14 protein-coding genes and 1 riboswitch are annotated in these 17658 nt (G+C 64.1%); of the genes, 10 read left to right on the top strand and 4 right to left on the bottom strand.

Annotation, left to right across the window (positions count from 1 at the left end; all coding sequences use genetic code 11):
• Nucleotides 1–46: 46 nt before the first annotated feature.
• From AC0J5K_RS17670 to thiD, 6 genes are all read left to right on the top strand, one after another.
• Nucleotides 47–1177: a sugar ABC transporter substrate-binding protein gene (locus tag AC0J5K_RS17670; RefSeq protein ID WP_083416151.1), complete on the top strand. Its 1131-nt coding sequence runs from the start codon at nt 47–49 to the stop codon at nt 1175–1177.
• A gap of 47 nt (nt 1178–1224) precedes the next feature.
• Entirely contained in the window at nt 1225–2781 is a 1557-nt protein-coding gene (locus AC0J5K_RS17665) for a sugar ABC transporter ATP-binding protein (protein WP_423135771.1), read from the top strand.
• Nucleotides 2778–3782 (top strand): ABC transporter permease, encoded by a 1005-nt coding sequence (locus AC0J5K_RS17660; protein WP_083416152.1) that lies wholly within the window; start codon nt 2778–2780, stop codon nt 3780–3782. The genes AC0J5K_RS17665 and AC0J5K_RS17660 overlap by 4 nt, the downstream gene beginning before the upstream one ends.
• Before the next feature lie 2 nt (nt 3783–3784).
• Complete coding sequence (locus AC0J5K_RS17655; protein ID WP_074839271.1) at nt 3785–4555, top strand: SDR family NAD(P)-dependent oxidoreductase; 771 nt, start codon at nt 3785–3787, stop codon at nt 4553–4555.
• A gap of 13 nt (nt 4556–4568) precedes the next feature.
• Nucleotides 4569–5291, top strand: a complete 723-nt coding sequence (locus AC0J5K_RS17650) for a FadR/GntR family transcriptional regulator (protein ID WP_048534332.1) — start codon at nt 4569–4571, stop codon at nt 5289–5291.
• A 46-nt stretch (nt 5292–5337) separates the two neighbouring features.
• Nucleotides 5338–5430: riboswitch (TPP riboswitch) on the top strand.
• 59 nt (nt 5431–5489) lie between these two features.
• A complete protein-coding gene (gene thiD / locus AC0J5K_RS17645; protein ID WP_274565371.1) occupies nt 5490–6305 on the top strand; it encodes a bifunctional hydroxymethylpyrimidine kinase/phosphomethylpyrimidine kinase in 816 nt (271 codons plus the stop codon).
• Between the two features lie 35 nt (nt 6306–6340).
• Here thiD and AC0J5K_RS17640 read toward each other — a convergent pair whose 3' ends face one another.
• The 4 genes from AC0J5K_RS17640 to AC0J5K_RS17625 all read right to left on the bottom strand — a co-directional run bounded on the left by AC0J5K_RS17640 (nt 6341) and on the right by AC0J5K_RS17625 (nt 12508).
• Entirely contained in the window at nt 6341–7096 is a 756-nt protein-coding gene (locus AC0J5K_RS17640) for a sulfite exporter TauE/SafE family protein (protein WP_274565372.1), read from the bottom strand.
• Between the two features lie 96 nt (nt 7097–7192).
• A complete protein-coding gene (locus AC0J5K_RS17635; protein WP_274565373.1) occupies nt 7193–9199 on the bottom strand; it encodes a sensor histidine kinase in 2007 nt (668 codons plus the stop codon).
• A 256-nt stretch (nt 9200–9455) separates the two neighbouring features.
• Nucleotides 9456–9980, bottom strand: coding sequence for a hypothetical protein (locus AC0J5K_RS17630; RefSeq protein ID WP_048534325.1), 525 nt, complete (start codon nt 9978–9980; stop codon nt 9456–9458).
• A gap of 137 nt (nt 9981–10117) precedes the next feature.
• Nucleotides 10118–12508, bottom strand: coding sequence for a GcvT family protein (locus AC0J5K_RS17625; RefSeq protein WP_274565374.1), 2391 nt, complete (start codon nt 12506–12508; stop codon nt 10118–10120).
• Nucleotides 12509–12619: 111 nt separating this feature from the next.
• On the opposite strand from AC0J5K_RS17625, the gene AC0J5K_RS17620 reads away from it, so the two are divergent.
• The 4 genes from AC0J5K_RS17620 (at nt 12620) to AC0J5K_RS17605 (ending at nt 17625) form a co-directional block, all read left to right on the top strand.
• Nucleotides 12620–13471 carry a MurR/RpiR family transcriptional regulator gene (locus AC0J5K_RS17620; RefSeq protein ID WP_274565375.1) on the top strand — a complete coding sequence of 284 codons (852 nt, stop codon included), beginning with the start codon at nt 12620–12622 and terminating at the stop codon, nt 13469–13471.
• Nucleotides 13472–13504: 33 nt separating this feature from the next.
• The gene (locus tag AC0J5K_RS17615) at nt 13505–14473 is read left to right on the top strand and encodes a TAXI family TRAP transporter solute-binding subunit (RefSeq protein WP_048534322.1); all 969 of its coding nucleotides are present in this window, start codon (nt 13505–13507) and stop codon (nt 14471–14473) included.
• 126 nt (nt 14474–14599) lie between these two features.
• Nucleotides 14600–17200: a TRAP transporter permease gene (locus tag AC0J5K_RS17610; protein WP_274565376.1), complete on the top strand. Its 2601-nt coding sequence runs from the start codon at nt 14600–14602 to the stop codon at nt 17198–17200.
• Nucleotides 17197–17625 carry a universal stress protein gene (locus AC0J5K_RS17605; RefSeq protein ID WP_048534318.1) on the top strand — a complete coding sequence of 143 codons (429 nt, stop codon included), beginning with the start codon at nt 17197–17199 and terminating at the stop codon, nt 17623–17625. Before AC0J5K_RS17610 ends, AC0J5K_RS17605 begins: the two co-directional genes overlap by 4 nt.
• Nucleotides 17626–17658: the final 33 nt, after the last annotated feature.

The raw sequence follows: 17658 nt of genomic DNA, 5'->3' as shown, positions 1-17658 counted from the left end.
TTCAAGCTCGAATCTCGACGCTTCAAACCTGAAACGGGAGGACAGAATGACTTGGAATGTATTGACGCGCGCCCTGCGGGGCAGCGCGGTGCTGCTTTGCACCTTGGGGGCACAAGCCGCGGCCGAAACCGCGGTTGAAACGGCTGCAAGCACCTTTTCGACGGACCTTTGCGAGCCGATTGACAAGGCCGCGGTGGCCGACATCCCCGGCGCTGTATCGGGATTCACCGGCTACGCTTCGGCTCCCGGCATGTGGCTGACAGAGCCCGAGGCCAGCGCCCTGACCGGCAAGCGCATTGCCATGAGCGTCATGAGCCTCGGCCATCCCTATTTCCAGGCCATCGCGAACCACTGGGAAACGCTGGCGGAAAAATACGACTTTGAGCTGCGGGTGTTTGACGGCCGGTTTGATGCCGGAACGGTTCAGCGCATGGTGGACGACATCATCTCATATGCGCCAGACGGCGTGGCTTTTGCGCCGCTCGACAGCGCGGCGTCGGTGCCACAGGTCAAGCGCATGCTGGATGCCGGGTTGAAGGTCGTGACCTATAATGTGCAGCCGGCGGAAATGGTTGCGCCCCGCGTTTTCGCCAATGATTTCGACGGCCCGCGTATCGTCGGCTGCAACCTCGCCCGGTACTTCCAGGCCAAGTTTCCCGAACGCGACCCGGTAATCGGCATCGTCGACCAACCCGAGCTGCTTCAGGTTCAGGATCGTAAGAACGGGTTTCTCTATGGCTTTCTTTCCCTGATGCCCGAGGCGCGTGTGGCCCAGGCCGTCAACGGCGGCGGGGTGATCGACAAGGCCAATGCCGCCGCATCGGACCTGTTGCAGGCCCATCCCGACATCAACGTGATCTTCGGCATCAACAACGACAGCTCGTTGGGCACCGTGGCCGCCTTGAAAGCGGTCGGCAAATATTCCGACGAATGGGGCGCGCTTGCCTCGGTCGACGGGTCCGAGCCGATCATGGGCGAGCTTGGCAATCCGGTGTCCCCGCTCAAGGCCGAAAGCGGATATGGCCCCTACGACTTTTCCCTGGCCGCCTTCAACCTGCTGGCCGCGACGATCGAGGGCGAGGCGGATGAGACCACGCAGGTCGTGGTCGGCTATCCGCCCATCATTCCGACCGAGGACGGGATCGAAAGCTGGTTGGCTCAGCAATACCCCCGCTAAGTTATCCAAAGGGGCGGTGTCATTGCGCCGCCCCGCCTTTCAGACATTTGAATGCAGGAGCATTGCCCGTGCAACATTCGGAGCCGGTTGATCCCGGCCTTTCACCATTGCTGAGAGCCACTGGTCTGGGCAAATCCTTTCCCGGGGTACAGGCATTGAGTGGCGTGAATTTCGACCTTTTCGCAGGTGAAGTACACTGCCTTATCGGCGAAAACGGCGCCGGGAAATCCACGCTGGTCAAAATCCTCGCTGGCGTCCAAGAGGCCGATGCCGGGACATTCGAGGTCAATGGCAAGGCGATGTCCTTTGCCAATCCGCAGGACTCCCAGGCCGCCGGAGTGGCCTGCATCTTTCAGGAACTGGCGGTTGTCGATGGCCTTTCGGTTTCGGAAAACATCCTCTTGGGGGATGAACCGGGGCGATTTGGGTTTTTCGACAGCAAGGCGGCGGATGTCCTGGCGCAGGACCTGCTGGACAGCATCGGGTTTTCAGAGCTGCGCGCAGATCAGCCGGCCCGTGATCTTTCGGCGGCCCAGCGGCAAGCGGTGATGATTGCCAAGGCGCTGCGGCAGAACGCGCGCGTGATCATCATGGATGAACCGACCTCCCCCCTGGAAGAAGCCGAAGTCAGGAAGCTCTTCAAGGTCATCGACCGCCTGCGCGCGGCGGGCAAGGGGATCATCTATGTGTCCCACAAGATGCGGGAAATCGACGAGCTTGGCGACCGCATCACCGTGTTCAAGGACGGCCACAGGGTCGGGACCGTCACGCGTGGCGCGGCGACGCCCGAGGACCTGGTCAGGATGATGGTGGGCCGCAAGCTCGACACGCTTTTCCCCGCGCGTGACAGCCAGCCCGGCGCTCCGACCCTGGAAGTGCGCGGCCTGTCCAATCCGCATATCCGCAATATCGATCTGACGGTTCGCCGGAACGAGATACTCGGCATTGCCGGGCTGGTCGGCTCGGGCCGCACGGAAATGCTGCGGGCGATCTTTGGCGCGGACCGGGTCAGCAGCGGCACGGTCACGGTCGAAAACGCGCCAGTGCCGCTCAATTCCATCCCCGCCGCAATCGAGGCCGGGATTGCCATGGTGCCGGAGGAACGCCGCAGTGCCGGGATCGTGCCGGTTCTCTCGGTGGCGGACAATACCGCGATCATCTGGGATCAATATGTCAATCGCAGGGCCCACGACGGCCCGAGGTCGGACGCGATCCAGAAGATCATCGAGATGCTGGGCGTCCGCACGGCTTCGGTCACACAATCCATTTCCGCGTTGAGCGGCGGCAACCAGCAAAAGGTCGTCGTCGGCAAATGGCTTCTCAGCCAGACGCGGGTTCTTTTGCTGGATGAACCCACACGCGGCGTCGATGTCGGCGCGAAAAAGGAAATCTACCAGATCATTCACGACCTCGCCGAGCAAGGGCTCGCGGTTGTCTTTGTCTCGTCAGAGCTGCCCGAACTGCTTGGGCTGGCAGATCGCATTGTCGTCATGAACGGCGGCGAAATCGTCGGCGGGCTTTCCGGTGATGCAACCGAAGAACAGGTCATCGAACTGTCAATGCTTCATGCTGCGACCCCCATTCTGACAGGAGAACATCCATGAGCGATGTCGCAACGCCCCATTCCACCGCTGGAATGGGCCAGAAATTCCTATCGAACCGCAATATGGTGCTGACCGCCGCGACGCTGGCCGTGCTCGTCTTGATGTGCGGTGTCTTTGCCACCCTGACCGACCGGTTTCTGACGGTGTCGAATTTTCAGAACGTGATGCGCAATGCGGCGCCTGTCATCATCGCAAGCTGCGGCATGACAACGGTGATGATCGCCCGTGGGCTCGATCTGTCAGTCGGAAGCGTGTTGGCGGCCTCTTCGGTCATCGCCGGTTCCCTCGCCGTGGCGGGCGTGCCCCTGTATCTCGCATTCCTGCTGGCGGTTCTGTTCGGTGCGGCGGTCGGTGCCGTAAACGGCGTGATCATCGCCGGGCTTGCCGTCAGCCCGATCATCGTGACGCTCGGCATGCTCAATATTGCCCGCGGCGCGGCGTATCTGATCAGCCCCAGTGCCATCCTCGTCGGCCTGCCATCCGGTTGGAGCTTTCTGGGAACTGCCAAGGTCCTGGGATTGCCCATGCCGATCGTCATCGCGGGCATCGTCGTGGCGGTGTTCTATGTGATGACAAGTTACACGACCTTCGGCAAGCGGATCTATGCCATCGGCGGCAACGAAGAGGCCGCGCGCCTGTCCGGGATCAACATCAAACGGACCCTGCTTTGGCTCTATGTCATGTGCGGCATGACCGCCGCGCTCGCCGGTGTCGTGTTGTCCTCGCGCGTGGGGTCCGGGGATCCCAATATCGGTGTGGGATTTGAACTTCAGGTGATTGCCGCGATCATCATTGGCGGCACCAGCCTGTCGGGTGGCGAGGGTCGTATCCTTGGCACGGTCATCGGCGCTCTGATCATCGGTGTGCTGGCAAACGGGCTGAACCTTGCGGGTGTCGAACCCTTCTGGCAGTTTGTGGCTCAGGGCCTCGTCCTTATCGTTGCCATCATCGTCGACCGTTTGGTGCAGGATGGCGTCCTCAAGATGAGAAAGGGCGCGTGATCATGGCCCGATCAGTCGAAAAATACGCCGTTGTCACCGGAACCGCCGGGATAGGTCTGGGCGTGGCCCGGAGGCTTGTCCGGGATGGCTTTGCGGTCACGCTTTGCGGCGTCGACGCTCAGGACAATTCAGCCGCCACGGAGGCCCTGCCCGAGGCAGCTGTTGTCGAACTCGACGTTTCGGATGATCGGGCCGTTGCGCAGTTTGCCGCATCATTGATCGCGCGTATCCCCAAGCTGGACGCCCTGATCAATTGTGCCGGAATTCAACCCTACGGCACGATCGAAACAACCACCCCCGCAGATTGGCAAAGGGTGATCGGTGTGAATCTTGGCGGGTATTTCAACATGGCGCACTTCCTGTACCCGCTGCTGAAAAAGGCCGGCGCCGCGTCGGTAGTCAATTTTGCCTCGGTACAGGGGCACAGGTGTCAGAACAACGTGCTGGGCTACGCGACCAGCAAAGGCGCGATACATGCCTTCACGCGCGCCCTTGCGGTGGATGCTGCGCGTGATGGCATCCGGGTCAACTCCGTTTCCCCCGGCTCAGTTCGGACCCCCCTGCTGGAATTCGCCGCGCGCGAACTGACACCCGCCGATGGCGACCCGGAGGCAACCATGCAGGGCTTTGGTGACGCCCATCCCGTGGGGCGCGTCGGCACCACGCAAGAAATCGCCGCCTTGGTCTCTTACCTGACCGGCCCGGAAAGCGCGTTTCACACCGGGGCCGATTTCGTTATTGATGGGGGGCTTAACATCAAGTTGGGCGTTTAGTCAGGACAGGCGAATGACAGAGGACCCGGGAACCACAAAGATGCCGTTGCGCGCCTCCCGCGCCGATTTGCCGACCATGCTGGCGGATGCCCTGCGTGAACAAATCCTGTCGGGCGAACTCGCTGCCGGGGACAAGCTTCCGACCGAACGCGCCTTTTGCGAACGCTACGATGTCAGCCGCGCCGTGGTGCGTGAAGCGGTGTCGCGCCTGCGCCACGAGGGGTTGCTGTCCTCGCGGCAGGGTGTCGGCGTTTTTGTCAGCGCGCCCGACAAGAACCGGTTCCTGTCCATCACAGAGGAACAAATGTCCCAGCCCGAGGATTTCCGGCATCTGTACCAGGTGCGAAATATCCTCGAGAGCCAGACCGCGCGACTGGCGGCGCAGTTTCGCAGCGAGCAGGATCTGGCCAAGCTGCGCGCCCTGATCGACGACATGGAAAGCGAAACGGCCAGCCCGGAAAGCTATATCGAAGCGGATTTCGGCTTTCACCGGGCGCTTGCCGCAGCCAGCCAAAACCCGTTTCTGGTGTTGTTCATCTCGTACATCGATCAAACCCTCAAGAACAGCATCGCCCTGGCCATAGACAAACAGATCTTTGAAGAGACGACGAAAATCGCAGCGCAAGAGCATCAGGTCATTCTGGACTGCGTCGAGGCGCAAGATGAACAGGGCGCATGTGACGCGATGACCCGCCACCTTGTCGGGTCATCGGAACGCCTGGGGCTGGCAAGCTGAAGCCCCATCACACTTGACCTCACCATGCGTCGATGCGATGCCGCTATAACTGCGACAGGGGCGCCCGGAAACGGGCTGAGATGTACCCTTGGAACCTGACCCGGATAATGCCGGCGGAGGAAGGCGCGCAAATCCCCGGGGTGCAGGTTCCGGCTTTTGCAATCCTCTCTTCTGCCGGTGCAGATGAGGAGCGCTTTGATGATCCCCAACATTCTCTCGATTGCCGGATCCGACAGTTCCGGCGGCGCTGGCATTCAGGCCGATATCAAGGCGATCTCGGCCAATGGCGGCTATGCGATGACCGCCATCACGGCGCTGACCGCGCAGAACACGCGGGGGGTCTCGTCGGTGCATCTCTGTCCGCCCGACATGCTGTTGGCGCAGATCGCGGCGCTGCGCGCGGATGTGCGCATCGACGCGGTCAAGATCGGCATGCTGGGCGACGTGGCGCTGACCCGGGCCGTGGCCGGCGCGCTCGAGGGGCTGGCCTGCCCGATCGTGCTCGACCCGGTGATGGTGGCCAAGGGCGGCGACAGACTTCTGGCCGAAACAGCGGTCATGGCCCTGCGCGAGACGCTGCTGCCACGGGCGGCGCTGGTCACGCCAAATCTGCCGGAGGCGGCCGACCTGCTGGGCCAGGCCGAAGCCCAAAGCCGCGAGGACATGCACGCCCAGGCCCGGGCCCTGCTGGCGCTCGGGTCGGGGGCGGTGCTGCTCAAGGGCGGGCACCTGGCCGGCGAGATCTGTCCTGACCTGCTGGTCACCTCGGCGGCTGACATCTGGCTCGAGGCGCCGCGCATCGCCACCGGCAACACCCATGGCACCGGCTGCACCCTGTCCTCGGCCATTGCCACGCGGCTGGGCCGGGGCCACCCGCTCGAACATGCGGTGCGCCGTGCCAAGGCCTATATCACCGGTGCCATCGGCGGCGCCGACAGGCTCGATGTGGGCGAAGGGCACGGCCCGGTGCATCATTTCCACGCCGTCGAGGCCCAGATCGCCGCAGGCCCGTAAAGACGCCGGGCAAGCCAGTGCGCCGCCGCAAGGCCTTACAACAGCGCGTCGGTCGAGAGCTTGATCGTCAATGCCGCCAACATCAGCAGGATCAGCCGATCAAAGCTCCGGGCCGAGATCGACTTGGCCAGCCAGCCACCGATCCGCATGCCGAGAAACAGCGGCACCAGCGCGGTGACACCGATCAACAGGATCGTCGGGGTCATCACGCCGGCAGCCAGCAACAGCGGCACCTGCACCGCGGTGGTGGCGGCAAAGAACAGCGAGATCGTCGGAATGAAGACCGGTCGCGACAGTTGCATCGCATTGAGAAAGCTCACCGAGACCGGCGCCGAGATCCCGGCAGCACCTTGCAGCACCCCACCGAGCGCGCCCATGGGCGCCGCCAGCCGGTTGGCCCGTGCGGAAGAAAGGGCGAAGGCCGGGCTCAGCAACCGTAGGCCGATATAGGCCAGCACCGCCCCTGACAGGATGAGTTTGAGCGTGTCGGAGCTCAGCCAGACCAGCATGAGCGTGCCAAGGCCCACCCCGGCCGCCCCGGCGCCGGCAAAGACCCAGGGAAATCGCCCCGGAAGCCGCGCCCGGCCGAACGCCCGGAGCTGCCAGACATTGGTGGTGAAATTCGGCAGGACCATCAGCGCCACCGCCAGCTTCACGTCAAAGAACGAGGCCATCACCGGCACCGCGATCACCGGCGCGCCCAAGCCGAGTGCGCCCTTGAGCATGCCACCGGCCAGAAGGGCCAAGGCAATCGCGGCCAGCGAGGCTGGATCGGTAAGCGCTGAAACCATGGCAAGTTCCGTTCAGGTCGTGACGGCACTTTATGGATACATTTTCAGAGTAGTTGCAAGATATTTTGCCAAAAACGTATACGTATTAGCTGAGTTTTACTCGAAACGCCCCGTTTCAGCCCCTTGCTCCAGGGCCGAGCGGGGGCAGCGCAGCTCCCATTCCAATCCCTGTGGCGCATAGTCGATCCGCACTTCGCCCGACATCGACGAGGCGGTCATCGTGTCGAGAACGGTCGAGCCGAAACCCTTGGACCGGGGCGGGCAGACCTCCGGCCCGCCGGTTTCCCGCCAATTCATGCGAAACGTGCTTCCGTCGATCTCCCAGCCGATGTCGACCCGGCCGGCCTCATTGCTGAGACTGCCGTATTTGGCGGCGTTGGTGGCCAGTTCGTGCAGCGCCATGCTCAGGGTCTGGGCCGCCGCCGGCGGCAGAACCACCGGCGGGCCCGAAATCATCACGCGGCTGCCGATGGTGCCGAAATGCCTGAGCTGGCTGGTCACCAGATCGGAGAGGTTGATGCGCTGCCATTCGTTGTTGACCAGCAGATCCTGATTGGCCGCCAGCGCCTGCAACCGTTCGCCAAAGATCTTGACGAACCCCTCGGGCGAATGCGCCGCGGTCTGGCGGGCGATCACCTGGACGATGGACAACAGGTTCTTGCTCCGGTGGTTGACCTCGCGCATCAGCATCTGCCGCGCCTCGTCAGAGCGGCGCCGGGCGGTAATGTCCTGAATGATCTTGATCAGATAGGCGATGCGGCCGTCGGAATGGCGCACACAGCTGACCGTTGTGTGGCCCCAGACCACCGCGCCATCGCGATGCAGGTAACGCTTTTCAAGATCGTATTCATCCGCCGCGCCCGAGGCCAGCCGGCTCCAGGCCTCGTGGTTCAGGGTGAGATCGTCGGGATGGGTGAAATCGTCAAGCGCCTCGCCCTCCATCTCGGACACCTCGCGGCCCAGCATCCGCGCCAGGCTTTCGTTGACGCGCAGCAGCACGCCATTGCCGCCGACGATGCTGATGCCGACGCCGGCATTCTGAAAGGTGGCGCGAAACCGCTCTTCGGCGGCCTCGATGGCGCGGGTGCGCTCGGCCATCCGCACCTCGAGCGCGGCATTGACCTCGGCCAGTTCGGCAACGGCCCGGCGTTGCTGCCTGGTGATTGCGGCGACAATTACCCCGGTCGCGGCGGCGACCAGCAACAGCACCTGCATCCGGGTGTGCGGCAGCACCGGCCCCGAAGGCGAGACCGCGGCGATCTCAAAGGTCTGCGCATGGGCGGCGATGGCCACCGCCAGCGCCAGAACGGCCAGCGTTGCGCCACGGAATTCGAACCGCAAGGCGGCCCAGAGAACCGGCAGCGGCAAGAGAAAGGCATGCGCCGCGCCGGTGCTCATTTCCCACGAGGTGAGCCCGAAAAGCAGCAGGCCGATCACCGCCCCCTCGAGCAGCTGCGCGCTGTCGGGCCGCGGACGCTCGCGCCAGATGTTGTGGGCGGAAATCACCAACGGCGTGGCGATCAGAATGCCGGTGGCATCGCCCAGCCACCAGACGGGCCAGGTGGTGGCAAAAGGATTCTTGCCGACAAGTGCATCAATGGCGCTGCCGAGAGTGGCGCTGATCACCGGCGCGCCCAACACGCCGATTGCCAGCAGCGCCAGGACCTGGCGTAGCGTGTCGATCCGGCGAATCGGTGCGCCGAGATACGGCGCCAGCAACAGGGCCGCCACCAGAACTGCCGCGGCATTCGCCCCGACATAGCCCAGTGCCCAGAGCAGCGGGTTGCCGAACCACAGCGCGTTGCCGGTCAGCTCGCCCAGTGCCGCCACCGCGATCCACCACGGCCAGCTTTGCCGCGGGCTGGTCAGCAACATGGCAAGGATGACGCCATTGGGTGGCCAGACCGTGATCGGGATGTCGGGGATCACCATCATCCAGCGCCCGAAGCCGGCGGCCAGCAGATAAAGCAGATAGACCGCCGCAAGTCCCAAGGCGGTGGGCCGACCCGGGCGCGCCACGGCCGTTGCCGCGGGTGCGGCATTCACCGGCGCGAGGTCGGGGCTCGTATCGACCGAAGCGGCCGCGCGCGCAGATTGGTCCACTCCCATCCCTCTCTCGTTGTGGCTCGGAAAACGACACCACGACCGGCCCGCCCGGTGGCCCGGTTGCCGATCCCGGCGTCCGATACGTAGGATATCACCGCTGGTCATCCTCCTGCGAGCGGATAAGAGTATCAAGGGAAAATCGTCGACTCCGGGCCGAACCGCTCCGGCAGGGAGCCGGGGGCAGCGTCCGGAAAGCGATGCTCCCCAAGGTCTTAGCCAGAAGTTTCCGTGGCGGAACGGATCGCCAGAGCGGTCACTGCGAGAGTTTTTCGAAGACGTCGCGGTGGGCGTCGATGCTGGGCGCCGGGGTCCGGGCCTGTTCGGTCGGCACAGCGATCCTGTTGGCCTGCCAATCCCGCAGAGTGATATTGGCCGGACTGTCCTTGCTGACCGCGAACTGCATGGCGCTGACCCGCCAGCGGTCCTCCTTGCGACGCAAGATGATGAAGCTGAGGTAAGGCTCTTCGGTCAGCAGCTGGCGCTCGCGCACATAGCGGGTTTCATAGGTGGCCCAGATCGTGTCCTCGCCCTTGCGCACCGCATCAAGGCAGCGGCGCACCATATGGGTCAGCCGCTTGCCCTGGATCTCGGCGATGAAATGCGCGCAGAGCGCCCGCATCTCGGCGCGCGTGTTGGCCACGGCGCGGCCCTGAAGACTTTCGAGCGTGCAGGGAATGTCGCAATACTCCAGCGTCGCCTCGACATCGCCAGCCATGGTGGCGTCGCCCTGACGGTCGAGAAAGTCCTGCGTGATAATCCGCGCCTGATCTTCTGTCATCTGAATGCCGGTCCCAAAAACACGCGACGTCAATATGTGATGGCAACAATGCTCGGCTTCCCTTGCCAAGACGTCAATAGCTGCGCGCCAAAATCGGTAAAAAGCGGGGCGAACCCCGCCTTTCCGGCAGGGGCGGCTCAGGGCTTCATCCGTGCGCCTTCCCTGTCAAAGAGCGGCCCGAGGGTGACTGTCGCGTCGAACAGGCGCCGCGCGATATCCACCTGCACCCGCTGCCCGTCGCCGAGGCCCTTGGCATGGCCCAGTGCCACCGGCGCGCCAATACGAAAGCCGAAGGCGGCCGAAGTGGTCTGGCCGACGATCTGGTCTTCGGCGTGGATTGGCTCGTGCCCAAGGGGCACTGCCTCGGCATCGTCAAAGGTGAGCGAGATCACGTGGTTTTCCGCGCCGGCGGCACCACGCGCCGCCAATGCCTCGGCACCAATGAACCCGCCCGTTTTGCGGATGGCAAAGTCGAGCCCGGTCTCGATCGGGGTCACGTCGCCGTCAAGCTCGTGCCCCATGGCGCAGAAGCCCTTCTCGATCCGCATCGCGGTCTGGGCGTAGAGCCCGGCAGGCGTGGCCCCCGCCCCGGTCAGTGCGGCGTAGATCGCCGGGGCGTTCTCGGCGCGGCAGGTGATCTCCCAACCGGCCTCGCCCACATAGGACATCCGCGCCGCGCGCACGTGATGGCCGGCGATATGCGCCGGGCCGACCTTGAAGTACCCCAGATCGTTCAGCTCGGGCGCCCCGCAGTCCGCCGCGATCCGCGCCGCCTCGGGCCCCATCAGGCCGAGCACCGCGTAATCTTCGGTGCTGTCGGTCAGGGTGACGTCGAAGCCCTCGGCGTGCCGGCGGAACCAGGCCAGATCGCGCTTGATCGCCGCGGTGCCGACAAACAGGCGGTAGTGATCTTCGGCAATGCGATGGGCGGTGATGTCGGATTCAAACGTGCCCCGGTCGTTCAGCACGGCGGTGTAGATCACCGAACCGGGCTTGCGCGCCATGTAGCCGGCGCAACTGCGCAGCAGAAACGCCTCGGCGTCGGGGCCCTGCACCTCGATCTTGCCAAAGGGCGAGGCGTCAAAGATCGCCGCCCGCTCATGCGCCGCCGCGACCTCGGCTCTGACCTGATCGAACCAGGGCGGCCGGCCAAAGGTGAGGGCCGGTGTGGCCTCGCCGCCAAAGTAAAGCGGCCGCTCCCAGCCGTAGACCTGGCCAAACCGCGCCCCGGCGGCCACGTAGTCCTTGTGCAGCGGCAGAAGGCGCAGCCCGCGCGCGGTCTTGAGCTGCTTGCCGGGAAAGGCGATTTCGTAATGCGTGCCAAGGATTTCCGGCGCCCGGGCCATCAGATGTTCGACCGAGTTGAACACCGGTGCAAACCGCTTGGCATCGGCCTCTGAGAGATCATAGGCGGTGTGGCCATGCACGATGCAATGCGCCAGGTTCATCCCTGCCCCGCCGCCCGAAGCCATGCCGACCGAATTCATCCCGCAGCCAAGGAAAAGCCCGCGCGTCTCGGCCGTCTCGCCCAGCATGAAGGTGCCGTCGGCGGTAAAGCTCTCGGGCCCGTTGAGCAACGATTTCACCTCCGCCGTTTCCAGCGCCGGCAGCCGGTGCAGGGCGTTCATCATCATTGGTTCGAAGTGATCCCAATCCTCGGGCAGCAGGCGGAACTCGAAATTCTCGTCGAGCACGCCCGGCGCGATCGGCTTGCCCATCGGTTCGAAACACCCCACCAGCAGACCGCCGCTGTCGTCGCGAATGTAGAGATGATTGTCGTGGTCCGAGAGCGTCGGCATGTTGCCGGTGATGCCCTCGACCGGCTTGGTCAGCAGGTAGAAATGCTCGCAGGCCAGAAGCGGCACCTCGGCCCCCGCCATCGCCCCGACCTCACGCGACCAGAGCCCGGCACAGAGCGCCACGGCGTCACAGCGGATCGTGCCGCGCGTCGTCTCGACGCCGCGCACCCTTCCGTTCTCGGTCAGGATGCCGGTCACGCCGGTCTGTTCGAAGATCCTGGCATTGCGCTTGCGGGCGGCCTTGGCCAGCGCCGCGCAGACATCAGAAGGCGACACCCGCCCGTCGTCGGGCGACCAGACCGCGCCCAGCACGTCCTCGGCATTCATCAGCGGCCAGCGTTCCTTGGCCTCGCCGGCGCTGATCGAACGGGCATCGATGCCATAGGCATGGGCCAGCGCCTCCTGCCGCCGGATATGGGTCAGCCGGTCGGGGTTGGTCGCGATCGAGAGCGAGCCTTTCTGAATCCAGCCGACATTCTGGCCGGTCTCTTCCTCGAGCTGGGCGTAAAGATCGACGGAATACTGGATCATCCGGGTCAGGTTGCGCGAATGGCGCAGCGCCCGCACCTGCGCCGCCGAATGCCAGGTGGTGCCCGAGGTGAGCTGGTTGCGCTCGACCAGGACGGCGTCGCCGACCCCCATCCGGGCAAGGTGATAAAGGGTCGAGCACCCCATGATGCCGCCGCCAATGACGACAACTGAGGCGTGTTCGGGCAATGTCTCGGACATGAGGGTCTCCTGCTTGGCCATCGTGAGGCTGACCGCATGAAACACTTGTTTCAGGAGTTGACAACACACAAAACGTTTGAAACGCTCAGTTTCAGACGGAAAGGAGATTCTGTGCCGGACACCATCGAGGATCGTATCAGCGCCGAATATGTCAATCTCAGCGCGCAATTGCGGCGGGCGGCGGATTATGTGGCCTCGAACCCGGTGGATGTGGCCACCCGATCGCTGCGGGCGATGGCGCAGTCGAGCGGCGTCTCTCCGGCCACCTTTTCGCGGCTGGTCCGCATTCTGGGCTTCAAGGATTACGAATCCCTGCGCGAAACCCAGCGTGCCGCCATGGGCGAGCGGTTGGTGCCCTATGCCGATCGGGCCGAGGCGCTGCGCCGAGGCGATCAGGCGCCCGAGACCTTCCTGCACCGCCAGGCCGGGATCTGCACCCAGAACATCGCGCAGCTCGAACGCACGATCTCCGGTGCCCGGCTCGCGGCAGCGGTCGAGGCGCTGCACGGCGCCGACAAGGTTCTGCTGGTCGGGCTGCTGGGCTCGGCCGGAATTGCCGACTACATCGGCTATCAGGCGCAATTCTTCGCCCGCAACTGGTCGGTCGCCGGGCGCAGTGGCGCCTCGACGGCGGCGGCCTTTGCCAGCATGTCGCCCGGCGACGCGGTGATCGTTCTGACGAAATCGCCTTATGCCGAGGCCAGCGTTCGCGCGGTGCGTGTGGCGCGGACCAATGGTTTCACCACCATCGTCCTGACCGACAGCCACGCCTGCCCGGCGCTTGAAGTTGCCGACCATCCGTTTATCGTACCTTCACAGACAGCAAATTTCTTTTCTTCCTACACGGCAACCCTTGTGCTGATTGAAACAATGATGTCGATGCTGGTGTCCCGCGTCGGCCCCGAAGCCGAAGCGCGAATACGTGCAACGGAGGAACAGACCCGGAAACTGACCGAGGTCTGACAACTCAAAGAAGACTGAACAGAGGAGACCATAATGTTTGCACATCTCAAATTCACTGCGGCCGCGGCCGCGGTGGCGGCCATGGGCACTGCGGCCCAGGCTCAGGATCAGACATTCATCACCATCGGCACCGGCGGTGTCACCGGGGTCTATTATCCCACCGGCGGCGCGATCTGCCGTCTGGTGAACAAGGACCGCAAAGAGCACAACGTGCGCTGTTCGGTCGAATCGACCGGCGGTTCGGTCTACAACACCCGCACCATCCGAAATGGCGAGCTCGACTTCGGCGTGGTGCAATCCGACGTGCAGACCGCCGCGATGGAAGGCGCCCGCGCCTTTGACGGCGACGAGCCTTATGGCGACCTGCGTTCGGTGTTCTCGATCCACCCCGAGCCGCTGCACGTCATGGTACGCGCCGGCACCGGCATCTCGTCGGTCGCCGACATGAAGGGCAAGGCGGTCAATATCGGCAACCCCGGCTCGGGCACCCGGGCGCTGGCCGACGTGCTGATGGCCGCCAACGAGATCACCCCCGGCGACCTCGGTCTCGCCGCCGAGCTGAAAAGCTCGGAACAGGCGGCCGCGCTCTGCGACGGCAACATCGACGCCGCGATCTGGGCCGCCGGCCTGCCCAATGGCTCGACCATGGAAGCGACCTCGACCTGCGACATCGAACTGCTTGACCTGAGCACCTCCAACCTCGAGCGGGTGCTGGAGCAGAACAAGGCCTATGCCAAGGCGAACATTCCCGGTGGCATGTATCCGGGCAATGATTCCGACGTGGTCTCCTGGGGCCCGAAAGCCACCATCGTGGCCGATGCCAATACCCCCGACGAGGTGGTCTATGTGCTGGTGAAAGCGGTCTTCGACAATTTCGATGACTTCAAGAAGCTGCACCCCGCCTTTGGTGCCCTGACCAAGGAAGAGATGGTCAAGGACGGTCTCTCGGCCCCGCTGCACCCGGGCGCGGAGAAGTACTACAAGGAAGCCGGCCTGATGTAAGCCGGCGCGCGGGGCACGGCCCCGCGGCCTGACATTGACCGGCGGCGCCTCGACGCGCCGCCGGCAACCAACAAGCGGCGCGCGGCCCTGCGGGGCCAGCGCATCCGCAGCCAACAGGGGATACCGATGGAACAAAAGCGCGGACAGCCGGGGCCCGATCCGGCGCTCGACGATATCGTGGCAGATGCCGACACGGGGGGCCGGGCACCGCATGACGCCCTTGGGCGGCGCGCGCTCTGGGTCATTCCGCTCTGTTGGTCGATCTATCAGCTCTGGATCGCCTCTCCCCTGCCCTTCATGGTCGGCTTCGTCTGGAACGACACCCAGACCCGCGCCATCCACCTCGGCTTTGCCGTGCTGCTCGCCTATCTCGCCTTTCCCGGCTACAAGGGCGCGCCCCGGCACCATATTCCGGCGCTGACCTGGGTCATCGCCATTGTCGCCGCAATCGCCGCCTCTTACCTGTGGTGGGATTATCGCGGCGTCGCCAACCGCACCGGCAACCCCAACACGGTCGATCTGATCATGGCCGGCATCGGGTTGATCCTGCTGCTCGAGGCCGCCCGCCGCTCGCTCGGCATTCCGCTGATGGCGGTGGCGCTGTTCTTCCTGTCTTATGTCTTCTTCGGCTCCTGGTCGGGCCTGCCGGAAGTGGTGCAGTGGAAAGGCGCCTCTTTCGAAAAGGCCATGTCGCATATGTGGCTGACCACCGAAGGCGTCTTTGGCGTGGCGCTCGGGGTCTCCTCGGGCTTTGTCTTTCTCTTCGTGCTCTTCGGCTCACTGCTCAACCAGGCGGGCGCCGGCAACTATTTCCTCAAGCTCGCCTTCGCGGCCCTGGGCCACCTGCGCGGCGGTCCTGCCAAGGCGGCGGTGATCGCCTCGGCGGCGACCGGGCTGATCTCGGGCTCGTCGATTGCCAATGTGGTCACCACCGGCACCTTCACCATTCCGCTGATGAAGAAGGTGGGCTTTCCCGCCACCAAGGCCGGCGCGGTCGAGGTCTCCAGCTCGATCAACGGCGTGCTGACGCCGCCGGTGATGGGCGCCGTGGCCTTCCTGATGACGGAATACGTCGGCATTTCCTATGTCGAAGTGGTCAAGACCGCCATCGTACCGGCCGCGATCTCCTATTTTGCGTTGGTCTATATCGTGCATCTCGAGGCGCTCAAGATGGGCATGACCGGCACCAGCCGCATGCACCCGGTCAAGTTCATCCTCGGCGCGATCTTCATCATCGCCATTTCCATCGTCATCGCCGGCGGCACGCTGTTCCTGACCGGGGTGATCGTCGGTGCGATCGGCAGCGCCTTTGGCGGCGCCTCGCTCTGGGTGATCGTCGCGATCATGCTGGCGGCCTATGTGGCCGCCGTGCGTTATGCGGCCCAGGGCGAAGACCTGGCGATGAGCCTTGAATCGATGGAGCATCTGCCGCCCACCAAGGAGATCTTCAAGACCGGCATCCACTACCTGATGCCGATTCTGCTGCTGATGTACCTGCTGATGATCGAACGCAAATCGCCGGGCCTCTCGGCCTTCTGGTCGACCATCGCCATGCTGTTCATCCTGCTGACGCAAAACCCGCTCAAGGCGTATTTCCGCGGCGAGGGCAACATCGTGGGCCATATCAGCGAAGGCATTTCCGACATCGCCGAAGGCATGATCGCCGGCGCGCGCAACATGATCGGCCTGGCCGCCGCCATGGGCGTCGCCGGCATCATCGTCGGCGCCGTGACCCTGACCGGCATCGGCCAGGTGATGGCGGAATTCGTCGAGTTCCTGTCGGGCGGCAACCTGCTGGCGATGCTGTTCTTTGTCGCGGTGATCTCGATCATCCTCGGCATGGGGCTTCCGACCACGGCGAATTACATCGTGGTCAGCTCACTGATGGCCGGCGTCGTGGTCGAACTGGGGTCGCAGGCCGGGCTGATCGTGCCGCTGGTGGCGGTGCATATGTTCGTCTTCTACTTCGGGATCATGGCGGATGTGACGCCACCTGTCGGGCTGGCCAGTTTCGCCGCCGCCGCGATCTCCAAGGGCGACCCGCTGAAGACCGGCTTCCAGGCCTTCTTCTACTCGATCCGCACCGCGCTCTTGCCCTTCCTCTTCATCTTCAACACCGACTTGCTGCTGATCGATGTCGGGCCGGTCCAGGCGATATTCGTCTTCATATTCGCGCTGATCGCCATGCTGCTCTTTGCGGCGGGAACGATGAATTATTTCATGGTCAAGTCGCGGCTCTATGAAAGCGCCATCCTGCTCATCGCCGCCTTCGTGCTGTTCCGGCCGGGGTTCTTCCTCGACCAGATATCACCCGAGTTCGAAACCCGCCCGGCAACGGAAATCTTCCAGATGGCCGAGGTCGCGCCAGACGATGCCTCGCTCCGGGTCAGGCTGGTGGGCGAGAACCTCAACGGCGATCCGATCGATGCCCGCTTCCTGCTGCCGCTCGGCCCCGCCGGAGAGGAGGGCATCGCCCGGCTGTCTTCCGGCGCCGGTATCGAGTTCCGTCAGGAGGACGACGGCGGTATCTTTGTCGACAACCTCGAATTTGGCGGGCCGTCGGAACAGCTTGGCATTGACTGGGATTGGGAGTTGGTCGAGCTGGAAGTCGCTGCCGACCGCATGCCGAAGGAAATCTTCTACATCCCGGCGCTGCTTCTGGTGCTGATCGTCTTCCTGTTGCAACGCAGACGCCAGACCGACCAACCCGAGGAGGCCTTCGCATGAGCAAGCGGTTTCTCTGCGCCATCGACCTGACCCACGAGGACGACGCAAAGGCGCTGTTGACAGAGGCGGGCCGACTGGCCCGGCTCGAGGGGGCGGCGCTCAGCGTCGTCACCGTGCTGCCGGATTACGGCTCCACCTTCGTCGGCTCTTTCTTCAAGCAGGGCACGCTCAAGAATGCCTCGGAGTCCGCGCAGGAGGCGCTGCACCAGATGGAGCGGGAGCTGCTGTCGGATCTGGCGCCGGTGCAGAGCATCGTGGTGGTGGGCTCGGCATACGAAAAGGTGCTCGAGGCGGCCGAGACGGTTTCGGCCGACCTTGTCATCGTTGGCGCGCACAAGCCCGATTTCGCCACCCGTGTCATCGGCCCCAACGCCGCCCGCATCACCCGCTACGCCCAGACCTCGGTGCTCGTGGTCCGGCTGTAGGCCGCAACATCCTTGCCCGTTGCAATCGCACGC

It is taken from the genome of Marinovum sp. E3, from assembly GCF_055755275.1.
The sequence above is the reverse complement of the archived record's forward strand: the minus strand, read 5'-3'. Positions and strand labels throughout refer to the sequence as shown.

Coding starts and splice junctions, on each gene's coding strand:
- AC0J5K_RS17670 (WP_083416151.1), top strand. CDS start 47: ATGACTTGGAATGTATTGACGCGCGCCCTGCGGGGCAGCGCGGTGCTG.
- AC0J5K_RS17660 (WP_083416152.1), top strand. CDS start 2,778: ATGAGCGATGTCGCAACGCCCCATTCCACCGCTGGAATGGGCCAGAAA.
- AC0J5K_RS17655 (WP_074839271.1), top strand. CDS start 3,785: ATGGCCCGATCAGTCGAAAAATACGCCGTTGTCACCGGAACCGCCGGG.
- AC0J5K_RS17650 (WP_048534332.1), top strand. CDS start 4,569: ATGACAGAGGACCCGGGAACCACAAAGATGCCGTTGCGCGCCTCCCGC.
- thiD (WP_274565371.1), top strand. CDS start 5,490: ATGATCCCCAACATTCTCTCGATTGCCGGATCCGACAGTTCCGGCGGC.
- AC0J5K_RS17640 (WP_274565372.1), bottom strand. CDS start 7,096: ATGGTTTCAGCGCTTACCGATCCAGCCTCGCTGGCCGCGATTGCCTTG.
- AC0J5K_RS17630 (WP_048534325.1), bottom strand. CDS start 9,980: ATGACAGAAGATCAGGCGCGGATTATCACGCAGGACTTTCTCGACCGT.
- AC0J5K_RS17625 (WP_274565374.1), bottom strand. CDS start 12,508: ATGTCCGAGACATTGCCCGAACACGCCTCAGTTGTCGTCATTGGCGGC.
- AC0J5K_RS17615 (WP_048534322.1), top strand. CDS start 13,505: ATGTTTGCACATCTCAAATTCACTGCGGCCGCGGCCGCGGTGGCGGCC.
- AC0J5K_RS17610 (WP_274565376.1), top strand. CDS start 14,600: ATGGAACAAAAGCGCGGACAGCCGGGGCCCGATCCGGCGCTCGACGAT.
- AC0J5K_RS17605 (WP_048534318.1), top strand. CDS start 17,197: ATGAGCAAGCGGTTTCTCTGCGCCATCGACCTGACCCACGAGGACGAC.